This is a genomic window from Streptomyces sp. MK37H, from assembly GCF_018035285.1.
Classification (GTDB): domain Bacteria; phylum Actinomycetota; class Actinomycetes; order Streptomycetales; family Streptomycetaceae; genus Streptomyces; species Streptomyces endocoffeicus.
This window is the reverse complement of the sequence record NZ_JAAAYH010000383.1, coordinates 1-8,707: the sequence shown is the minus strand read 5'-3', so window position 1 is coordinate 8,707 and position 8,707 is coordinate 1. Positions and strand designations below refer to the sequence as shown.

Sequence of the window (8,707 nt, the reverse complement as noted above, 5' to 3'; positions counted from 1 at the left end):
GCACAGCGCGCCCGGTGCCTGGTCGATCCCCGTCAGCCGGGTGTACGGGTAGGTGAGCGCGCCCTCGCGCAGCGCCCGGCCGAACTCGCTCAGGTACGCGGGCATGGCGTCCTGGTGGTCCACCGCGCTGATGCCGCGCAGGGTGATGCTCCGGGTGATCAAGGCCAGGGTGCTGATCGCGGTCGGGGCCAGCGCGTCGTCGGAGAGCTGTGCGGCCAGCGCGCCGACCAGGGCGAACCGGGCGTTGCGGCGGGCCAGCGCCAAGGCGGCCCGCAGCTGTTCGCCGCCGACGGTGTCGAAGAGGACGTCGATGCCGTCAGGGGCGGCCGCGCGCAGCTGCTCCTCGATCGATCCGGCGCCCCGCAGGACGACCGCGTCATAGCCCAGCTCCCGCGTCAGCCGGTCGGCCTTGTGCCGGGAGCCGGTGGAGCCGATGACCCGCGCGGCGCCGTGCAGCCGGGCGAACTGCCCGGCCAGGGAGCCCACTCCGCCCGCCGCGCCGGTGACGAACACCGTGTCGCCGCGCCGCACCCCGGCCCCGCGCACCACCCCCAGCCAGGCGGTGAACCCCTGCGAGAGATGGGCGGCGGGGTCCGGCAGCACCTCGGGGTCGACGGGCGAGACCTCGGGGGCGTTCAGGACCGCGTACTCGCGCCAGCCCGCGCGGTGACGGACGAGGGTCCCGGGGACGAGATCCGTGCCCGGCGCCCGGACCACCTCGCCGAGGGCCGCGCCCCGCATCACCTCGCCGGCCTTGTGCAGCAGCTGGGGGAGGCCGAAGGCGTCCGGGTCGGCCGGCGTGAGCGGGCGCATCACGGCGGCGATGCTCATCAGCCGGTTGCGCACCAGCACCTGACCGGGGCCGGGGGTGGGGACGGGAGCGGTGACGACCTCGAAGTGGCCGGGGGTGAGCTCCCCATCGGGCAGGGTCGCCAGACGGACCTCGCGGTGGGTGGCGGGGAGGGACACGAAGGGCTCCTCGGCGGGCGTGGGGGACACGACCTGGTGACGCTACCCCGTGGCCCAGGGCGGGTTGGCCGCGACCAGCACGGGAGCCCGCGCCACTGAACCACCCGGGCGTATGCGGAGCCCCACGGTATTGACTAGTCATATTCATCGGCATCAAGATGTGAATAACTCGATCCAGTCGATGCAGTCCATGCAGTCGAACCAATTGATGGCACAGGGAGGCTTGGCCCATGACAGGACCGCGACCCGTACGGGCGCCGCGTGGTGCAGAGCTCAGCGCCCGGGGGTGGCAGCAGGAAGCCGCCCTGCGGATGCTGCAGAACAACCTCGATCCGGAGGTCGCCGAGCACCCCGACAAGCTCGTCGTCTACGGCGGCACCGGTAAGGCGGCCCGCGACTGGCGCTCCTTCGACGCCATGGTCCGCACCCTGCGCACGCTGAAGCAGGACGAGACGATGCTGGTCCAGTCGGGCCGCCCCGTGGGCGTCATGCAGACCCACGAGTGGGCGCCTCGGGTGCTGATCGCCAACTCCAACCTGGTCGGCGACTGGGCCAACTGGGAGGAGTTCCGCCGCCTGGAGGCGCTGGGCCTGACCATGTACGGCCAGATGACCGCGGGCTCCTGGATCTACATCGGCACCCAGGGCATCCTCCAGGGCACGTACGAGACCTTCGCCGCGGTCGCCGCGAAGAAGTTCGGCGGCACCCTGGCCGGGACGATCACCCTCACCGCGGGCCTCGGCGGCATGGGCGGCGCCCAGCCGCTGGCGGTCACGATGAACGACGGCGTCGCGATCTGCATCGACTGCGATCCGCGCGCCATCGAGCGCCGTATCGACCACCGCTACCTGGACGTCCGCGCCGACAGCCTGGACCACGCGCTCCAGCTCGCGACCGAGGCCCGGGACGCCCGGCGCCCCCTGTCGATCGGCGTGCTGGGGAACGCGGCCGAGCTGGTCCCGCAGCTCCTCGCGATGAACGCCCCGATCGACATCGTCACCGACCAGACCAGCGCCCACGACCCGCTGTCGTATCTGCCGGTCGGCGTGGACTTCGACGAGATGGCCTCGTACGCCGCCGAGAAGCCCGCCGACTTCACCCAGCGGGCGCGCGAGTCCATGGCCCGGCACGTCGAAGCCATGGTCGGCTTCATGGACGCGGGTGCCGAGGTCTTCGACTACGGCAACTCGATCCGCGGCGAGGCCAAGCTGGCGGGCTTCGAGCGCGCCTTCGCCTTCCCCGGCTTCGTCCCCGCCTACATCCGGCCGCTCTTCTGCGAGGGCAAGGGCCCGTTCCGCTGGGCGGCCCTGTCCGGCGACCCGAAGGACATCGCGGCCACGGACAAGGCGATCCTGGAGCTCTTCCCGGAGAACGAGTCGCTGGCCCGCTGGATCAAGATGGCGGAGGAGCGGGTCCACTTCCAGGGGCTGCCCGCCCGTATCTGCTGGCTCGGCTACGGCGAGCGCGACAAGGCGGGCGAGCGCTTCAACGAGATGGTCGCCGACGGCACGCTCGCCGCACCGCTGGCGATCGGCCGCGACCACCTGGACTGCGGCTCGGTGGCCTCCCCGTACCGCGAGACCGAGGCCATGCTGGACGGCTCGGACGCGATCGCCGACTGGCCGCTGCTCAACGCCATGGTCAACGTCGCCTCGGGCGCCTCCTGGGTCTCCATCCACCACGGCGGCGGCGTCGGCATGGGCCGCTCGATCCACGCGGGCCAGGTCACGGTCGCCGACGGCACGGCGCTCGCGGGCGAGAAGATCCGCCGCGTCCTGACGAACGACCCCGGCATGGGCGTCATCCGCCACGTGGACGCGGGCTACGACCGAGCGGATGAGGTAGCGCGGGAACGAGGCGTGCGGATCCCGATGCGCGAGGACGAAGCGTGAGCGGCGATCGTCATCCGGTTGCGGAAACCCATGCGGGGGGCGGGGCGCCGTCGCCGACCGCGGGTGCGGGTGTGCCCACCCGTTCCGCCCCTGCGGAACGACTGCCCACACCCGTTTCCTTCCACGAGATGTGGGCGGACCTGAAGCCGGTCGGCCGCGACAAGACGACCAACGGCTACCGCCGCTACGCCTGGACAGACGCGGACGCCGACTGCAGAACGTGGTTCAAGGAGCAAGCCCAGAACCGCGGCCTCACCTACGAAGTGGACCGCAACGGCAACCAATGGGCCTGGCTGGGTGACCCCACTGCGGGAGAGGCCGTCGTCACCGGCTCCCACCTCGACTCCGTCCCCGACGGCGGCGCCTTCGACGGCCCGCTGGGCGTCGTCTCCTCCTTCGCCGCCCTCGACGAGCTACGAGCACGGGGCGCCCGCCCCACCAAACCGCTCGCCATCGTCAACTTCGGCGATGAGGAGGGCGCCCGCTTCGGCCTGGCCTGCGTCGGCTCCCGGCTGACGAGCGGGCAGCTCAGCGTCGCGCAGGCGCATGAGCTGCGCGACGCGGACGGGTTGAGCCTCCCCCGGGCGATGGAGCGCGCCGGTTACGACCCGGACGCCATCGGCCCCGACCCGGAGCGGCTGGCCCGCATCGGCGCGTTCGTCGAGCTCCACATCGAGCAGGGGCGCGCCCTCGCGGACACGACCGACCCCGTGGGCGTCGCCTCCGCGATCTGGCCGCACGGGCGCTGGCGGTTCGACTTCCACGGCGAGGCCAACCACGCCGGGACGACCCGGATCGAGGACCGCCGCGATCCGATGCTCACCTACGCCAACACCGTCCTCGCCGCCCGTAAGAAGGCGAAGCTCGCCGGGGCGCTGGCGACCTTCGGCAAGGTCAGCGTCGAGCCCAACGGGGTCAACGCGATCGCGAGCCTGGTCCGCGGCTGGCTGGACTCGCGCGCGGCCGACGAGGAGACCCTGGCCGCCGTGGTCGGCGAGATCGAGCGCGCCGCGGTCGAGCGCGGACAGCGCGACGGGGTGGACGTCCGGGTCACCCGGGAGTCCTTCACCCCGGTCGTGGAGTTCGCCCACGACCTGCGTGACCAGCTCTCGGGCCTGCTCGGCGGCGTCCCGATCCTCCCCACCGGGGCCGGGCACGACGCCGGCATTTTGTCCGCGTCGGTTCCGACGGCCATGCTGTTTGTAAGGAACCCCACCGGCGTCTCGCATTCACCCGCGGAGACGGCGGGCGAGGACGATTGCCTCGCCGGTGTGGCCGCACTCGCGGAGGTACTGGAGGGCCTGGCGTGTCACTGACGGCGCAGAGGTACTGGGCGGAGCACGCCTGGGTGGACGGAAGCGTGCGGTCGGACGTGGTGATCGTGGCCGCGGCCAATGGGCGGATCACGGCGGTGGTGCCCGGGAGTCCGCGGCCGCCCGCCGGGTCCGTCACCCTCCGTGGTCTGACGCTCCCCGGCCTTGCCAACGCCCACAGCCACGCCTTCCACCGGGCCCTGCGCGGCGTCGTCCAGGCGGACAGCAGGGCGGACGGCGAGACGGGAGGCGAGACGGGAGGCGAGACCGGAGACGAGGCGAACGGCCGGGCGGACCAGCAGCGCAAGGGCGCGCCGGACTCCTTCTGGACCTGGCGCGAGGTGATGTACGGCGTCGCCGACCGGCTGACCCCGGACAGCTACTTCGAGCTGGCCCGAGCCGTCTACGCCGAGATGGCCATGGCCGGGATCACCTGCGTCGGGGAGTTCCACTACCTCCACCACGCGCCCGGCGGCGCCCGCTACGGCAACCCCAACGCGATGGGGGAGGCCCTGATCGCGGCCGCGGCCGAGGCCGGTATCCGGATCACCCTGCTCGACACCTGCTATCTCTCCTCCGGTTTCGGGGCCGAGCCCAACGAGCACCAGTTGCGCTTCTCCGACGGCACCGCCGAAGCCTGGGCCGAACGGGTCTCCGGGCTGAAGGCCGACGGCAACACCCGCATCGGCGCGGCGATCCACTCGGTGCGGGCCGTCCCCGTCGACCAGCTGGCGACCGTGTCCGGCTGGGCCGACGAGCACACGGCGCCCCTGCACGTCCATCTCTCCGAGCAGACTGCGGAGAACGACGCCTGTGTGGAGGCACACGGCTTCACCCCCACCCGGCTGCTCGCCGACCACGGGGTGCTGGGCCCGCGGACCACCGCCGTGCACGCCACCCATCTCACCCCGGGCGACATCCGGCTGCTGGGCCACACGTCCACCGGTGTCTGTATGTGCCCGACCACCGAGCGTGACCTCGCCGACGGGATCGGCCCGGCCGTCGAACTGCAGAGCGCGGGCTCACCGCTCTCGCTGGGCAGCGACAGCCATGCCGTGATCGACATCCTGGAGGAGGCCCGCGCCATGGAGCTGGACGAGCGGCTGCGCACCCGCGCCCGGGGCCACTGGACCGCGGCCCAGCTGCTGCGGGCCGCCACCGTGGACGGTCATGCGGCGCTCGGCTGGGGCGCGGAGGCGGGCCGGATCGAGGTGGGGGCGCTCGCCGACCTCACCACGATCGCGCTGGACTCGGTGCGCACCGCGGGGCCGCCGCCCCGGCTGGGAGTGGAGACCGCCGTATTCGCGGCGACCAGCGCGGATGTCCGGCACACCGTGGTCGGCGGCCGCCATGTCGTACGGGACGGCGCCCATCAGCTCGTCCCGCGTGTGCCGCAAGCGCTGGCCGAGGCCATCGAAGCCCTGCACGGACCGTGATCCGGCCGCTACCGGCACGGCCGACGAAGGAGAGCACCCCCACGATGACGACCGCGACGCCCACGACGGCCATCACCGACATCGCCACTCTGGTCACCAATGACCCCTCCCTCGGTGAAGGCCCCCTCGGTCTGATCCGGGACGCGGCCGTCGTCATCGACGGCGACCGCATCGCCTGGGTCGGTGAGTCCAGCGAAGCACCCGCCACCGACAACCGGGTCGACGCCGGTGGCCGGGCCGCCATTCCGGGCTTTGTGGACTCCCACTCCCATCTGGTCTTCGCGGGCGACCGGACCGAGGAGTTCAACGCCCGGATGTCCGGCCGCCCGTACAGCGCGGGCGGAATCCGCACCACCGTGGCCGCCACCCGCGCCGCCTCGAACAACGTGCTGCACGCCAACGTCGGCCGCTATGTGGCCGAGGCGCGCCGCCAGGGCACCACGACCGTCGAGATCAAGTCCGGTTACGGGCTGACCTCGCAGGACGAGGCCCGCGCCCTGACCATCGCCGGTGCCCACACCGACGAGGTGACCTTCCTCGGGGCGCATATCGTCGCCCCCGAGTTCGCCGACGACCCGGCCGCGTACGTGGATCTGGTCACCGGCCCGATGCTGGACGCCTGCGCCCCGCACGCCCGCTGGATCGACGTCTTCTGCGAGCAGGGCGCCTTCGACGGCGACCAGGCCCGCGCCGTGCTGACCGCGGGCAAGGAGCGCGGGCTGATCCCGCGGGTCCACGCCAACCAGCTGTCCTACGGCCCCGGGGTGCAACTCGCGGTCGAGCTGGGCGCCGCCTCGGCCGACCACTGCACCCATCTGACCGATAGGGACGTCGACGCGCTGGCCCAGGGGGAGACGGTGGCCACCCTGCTCCCGGGCGCGGAGTTCTCCACCCGCTCGACCTATCCGGACGCGCGCCGGCTGCTCGACGCGGGCGTCACGGTCGCCCTGTCCCCGGACTGCAACCCGGGCTCGTCCTTCACCAGCTCCATGCCGTTCTGCGTCGCCCTGGCCGTACGGGAGATGGGGATGACGCCGGACGAGGCGGTGTGGGCCGCCACGGCCGGTGGGGCGCGGGCCCTGCGCCGTACCGACGTGGGCCGGGTGAGCCCGGGCGCCCGCGCCGATCTGGCGCTGCTGGACGCCCCGTCCCATGTGCACCTCGCCTACCGCCCCGGCGTGCCCCTGGTCTCGGCGGTGTGGCACGAGGGCACCCTGATCTGACGGCACGGCAGGAACCCGTACAGGCGCCGCAGGGCACACGGATCAAGCGCGGGACACACGGATAAGGGCCCGTCCCGGTGATCCGGGGGCGGGCCCTTATCCGTCTGCGGAGGCGTCACTCCTCGATCATCAGACCCTTGCGGAGCCGACGGAGGGTGCGCGACAGCAGCCGCGAGACATGCATCTGGGAGATGCCCAGCTCCTCACCGATCTCCGACTGCGTCATATTGGCCACGAAGCGCAGGGAGAGGATCTTCCGGTCGCGGGCGGGCAGATCGGCGATCAGCGGCTTCAAGGACTCGACGTACTCGATGCCTTCGAGCCCGTGGTCCTCGTATCCGATCCGGTCCGCGAGCGCGCCCTCGGAGTCGTCCTCCTCCGGCTGGGCGTCCAGCGAGCTCGCGGTGTACGCGTTGCTCGCGGCCATGCCCTCGACGACCTCGGCCGGGCTGATGTCCAGCCGCTGGGCCAACTCGCCGACGGTGGGGGCGCGGTCGAGCCGCTGGGCCAGCTCGTCGCCGGCCTTTGCCAGGTCGAGACGGAGCTCCTGGAGGCGCCGCGGCACGCGCACCGACCAGCTGGTGTCGCGGAAGAAGCGCTTGATCTCACCGACGATCGTCGGCATCGCGAAGGTCGGGAACTCCACGCCCCGGCCGGCCTCGAAGCGGTCGATCGCCTTGATCAGGCCGATGGTGCCGACCTGGACGATGTCCTCCATCGGCTCGCTGCGGGAGCGGAACCGGGAGGCGGCGAACTTGACCAGCGCCAAGTTGAGCTCGACCAGGGTGTTACGCACATAGGCGTACTCGTGGGTGCCTTCCTCCAGCACCTCGAGACGTTCGAAGAGGGTCTTCGACAGAGCCCTCGCGTCCACCGGTGCTACCGTGTCATAAGGAGGTATCTCCGGCAGGTCGGACAATTCCGGCAGTTCATCAATGAGGTGGCCAACGGTCGCCGGGGCGTCAACGTCGGGGGTGAACTGCTCGGGCAGGGGGGCCGACGAAACGGTGGTCCGAGTGCTCCCCGAGGGTTCGGTACGCGTGTCGTCGAGGCGGGGTGACATAGTCTCCTCCATCGTTCTTCGGCATATGGCTGCCGGTGCCATGACGTGCTGCTCCGGTGAGCGGCGCCTCCAAAGCCGGGCCGTAAGCGGGTGTGACTCTCTACGCCTACCTGCATCGGCCACCAAGTGGCAAGTCCACGTTGTCCATATTTGCCGAACTATGCGAAATGTTCGGCTACCAGAGCAGCGGGTAGAAGGCGTAGGGTTCGATGCGCGCAATCGAAAGCAACGAGACGCCAGAAGAGGTGCGCAGATGGACCGCGGGATGGTCGGCAGCGCCAGCAAGGGCCGGCTTCAGGTCGAGGTTCGGCACCATGGGGCGAGTGCGGTCGTCACGCCGGTGGGTGAGCTGGACCACCACACCGCCGAGGTGCTGCGCGAGCCGCTTGAGAAATGCGTGGAGGGGGGACGTGTCCGGCTGGTGGTGGACTGCTCGAAGCTGGAGTTCTGCGACTCCACCGGGCTCAATGTCCTCCTCGGCGCGCGGCTCAAGGCCGAGGCCGCGGGCGGCGGCGTCCACCTGGCCGGAATGTTGCCGATCGTTGCCCGGGTGTTCGAGATCACGGGCGCGGATGCCGTCTTTACCGTGCATGAGTCGCTTGACGCCGCCCTGGTCGAGTGACATAGCTCACTCCTGTTTCCGGCGTGTCATCGATGTGTCATCGATGCGTTGCCCGCGTCACATCGATGGGGCGGAAGTAGTGGGTGTTCTCACGCTATGGCCGGGCAGGAGACAGGCTGAAACTGTTGAAGAGATCAGGTATCCCTTGTCCCTGAATCGGTGAATCGGTGAGGTGAAGCGCTGATGAGC

At 71.3% G+C, this 8,707-nt stretch carries 7 protein-coding genes; 5 read left to right on the top strand and 2 right to left on the bottom strand.

Annotation, left to right across the window (positions count from 1 at the left end):
- Positions 1-969 (bottom strand): NADP-dependent oxidoreductase (locus tag GWI24_RS35120; protein WP_210950089.1); only part of this gene is annotated, 969 nt, incomplete at its 3' end.
- A gap of 230 nt (positions 970-1,199) precedes the next feature.
- On the opposite strand from GWI24_RS35120, the gene hutU reads away from it, so the two are divergent.
- From hutU to hutI, 4 genes are all read left to right on the top strand, one after another.
- The gene (hutU, locus tag GWI24_RS35115; protein WP_210950088.1) at positions 1,200-2,861 is read left to right on the top strand and encodes a urocanate hydratase; all 1,662 of its coding nucleotides are present in this window, start codon (positions 1,200-1,202) and stop codon (positions 2,859-2,861) included.
- A gap of 128 nt (positions 2,862-2,989) precedes the next feature.
- Positions 2,990-4,177 (top strand): allantoate amidohydrolase, encoded by a 1,188-nt coding sequence (locus tag GWI24_RS35110; protein WP_210950087.1) that lies wholly within the window; start codon positions 2,990-2,992, stop codon positions 4,175-4,177.
- Positions 4,174-5,610, top strand: coding sequence for a formimidoylglutamate deiminase (locus GWI24_RS35105; protein ID WP_247617300.1), 1,437 nt, complete (start codon positions 4,174-4,176; stop codon positions 5,608-5,610). The genes GWI24_RS35110 and GWI24_RS35105 overlap by 4 nt, the downstream gene beginning before the upstream one ends.
- Before the next feature lie 44 nt (positions 5,611-5,654).
- The gene (gene hutI, locus GWI24_RS35100; protein WP_210950085.1) at positions 5,655-6,833 is read left to right on the top strand and encodes an imidazolonepropionase; all 1,179 of its coding nucleotides are present in this window, start codon (positions 5,655-5,657) and stop codon (positions 6,831-6,833) included.
- 115 nt (positions 6,834-6,948) lie between these two features.
- Here the strand turns inward: hutI and GWI24_RS35095 are convergent, their stop codons facing one another.
- On the bottom strand, positions 6,949-7,896 hold the full coding sequence (locus GWI24_RS35095) for an RNA polymerase sigma factor SigF (protein ID WP_210950084.1): 948 nt from the start codon (positions 7,894-7,896) through the stop codon (positions 6,949-6,951).
- Between the two features lie 253 nt (positions 7,897-8,149).
- Here GWI24_RS35095 and GWI24_RS35090 point away from each other — a divergent pair, with 253 nt between their 5' ends.
- A complete protein-coding gene (locus tag GWI24_RS35090; protein WP_198280435.1) occupies positions 8,150-8,518 on the top strand; it encodes an STAS domain-containing protein in 369 nt (122 codons plus the stop codon).
- Positions 8,519-8,707 lie beyond the last annotated feature (189 nt).